We start from the raw sequence: 870 nt of genomic DNA, 5'->3' as shown, positions 1-870 counted from the left end.
CGAGGAGAACGGGCGGGCGCAGCGGTTCTACCGGCGGGTGGGGTTCCTGCCGAGCGGGGTGACGGTGCCGCTGGGGGATGCCGGGGAGCTGGAGCTGGAGTTCGTCCTCGAGCGGGAGTAGCGGCGCCTAGACGGGCAGTTCGTCGTGCGGCCAGCGGGCGCGGCCCTGTTCGCGGGACCGGAGCAGGGCCAGGGTCGGCAGGCCCCGGTCCGCTCCGGTGGCCAGCAGCTCCGGAAGCTGGGGAAGCGGGGCCACGGCCGCGACGTCGTCCAGGACGAGCGTCATTGGTGGGTCGAGGCGACCGGCCGATGACCGTTCGGCCATGTGCCGGCCGCGCTCGACCACGCTGGAGACGAGGGCCGTCAGGAGGGGCATCGCGCCCGGGTTCGTCCTGGGGTCCTCGATGGATTCCCCCACCACATAAAGCGTGCCCGCTTCGTGGACGAAGGAATCCAAGGCGAGGGCATCAGTTCGGTTGGGAGTGCAGGCCTCGCGGATGTTGACCGTGGAGAGGGCGGCCAGGGCGCGGGTGGTCAGCTGCTGGGCCATGTCGCGGCGTTCGGGGTGGGCCGTGAGGGCGCCTTCGAGTTCGCCCGCCGAGCCGGGTGCGGCCTTGGGGTTGGTGCGGAGGACGCGTACGGCGTCCTGGATCTGGGTGCCCTGGGACCAGCGGTGGACGTGGCGGATGGTGCGGCCGTCGATCGCTGCGGCGTGCAGGTAGCTCCGCAGGAGTATCTCCGCTGTGTCGCTGAGGGCTTGGTCGAGTTTGGCGGTGGGACGGACGGGCGTGAGGAGGGCGGTGGCCCTCGTGATTGCCGTCGCCTTGTCCTCGCAGCCGGCCGTGGGGGACCAGTGGAGGCGGGACGGGG

Annotated in this window: 2 protein-coding genes; one reads left to right on the top strand and one right to left on the bottom strand. The window is 72.1% G+C overall.

All coding sequences use genetic code 11. The features are described 5' to 3' along the window. On the top strand, window positions 1-121 hold a 121-nt coding region (locus C1J00_RS47510; RefSeq protein WP_500691508.1), incomplete at its 5' end, for an N-acetyltransferase. Window positions 122-127: 6 nt separating this feature from the next. On the opposite strand, the gene C1J00_RS43755 is transcribed toward C1J00_RS47510, so the two are convergent. Further along, the coding region (locus tag C1J00_RS43755) for a type IV secretory system conjugative DNA transfer family protein (protein WP_180989930.1) at window positions 128-870 on the bottom strand (743 nt) is incomplete at its 5' end.

Source organism: Streptomyces cahuitamycinicus, from assembly GCF_002891435.1.
Lineage (GTDB): Bacteria > Actinomycetota > Actinomycetes > Streptomycetales > Streptomycetaceae > Streptomyces > Streptomyces cahuitamycinicus.
The sequence above is the reverse complement of the archived record's forward strand: the minus strand, read 5'-3'. Positions and strand labels throughout refer to the sequence as shown.